Below are 502 nucleotides of genomic sequence, written 5' to 3'. Positions count from 1 at the left end.
GATCAATATCGCCTTTATGACCTGGTCTGGAAGCGCGGCATTGCCAGCCAGATGGCGAGTGCCGATTTCGAGCGCACCACCGTCGAGATCACCGCCACCAATGGCGGCCGCACCGCTGGCCTGCGCGCCACCGGTTCGGTGATCAAGTTCGACGGCTTCATCGCCGCCTATACCGACCAGCGCGAGGAAAAAGAGGATAACGACGCCGAGGACGAGGATGGCCGCCTGCCGGAAATCCGGCTGCACGAGGCGCTCGCCAAGGAAAAGATCGACGCTAGTCAGCATTTCACCGAACCGCCGCCGCGCTATTCGGAAGCGACCCTGATCAAGAAGATGGAAGAGCTCGGCATCGGCCGCCCATCGACCTATGCCTCGACGCTGGCGACGCTCCGCGACCGCGGCTATGTGACCATCGACAAGCGCAAGCTGATCCCCGATTCCAAGGGCCGTATCGTCACGGCCTTCCTGGAAAACTTCTTCACCAAATATGTCGAGTATGACT

1 protein-coding gene is annotated in these 502 nt (G+C 60.8%); it reads left to right on the top strand.

Annotated elements, in window-relative coordinates:
- Window positions 1–51 precede the first annotated feature (51 nt).
- A partial coding sequence (locus AC1D0P_RS28465; RefSeq protein WP_477679801.1) for a DNA topoisomerase occupies window positions 52–502 on the top strand: 451 nt, incomplete at its 3' end.

This window comes from Polaromonas sp. P1_G2 (assembly GCF_056405515.1).
Note: the sequence above shows the minus strand (reverse complement) of the source record. Positions and strands in the feature narration are given on the sequence as shown.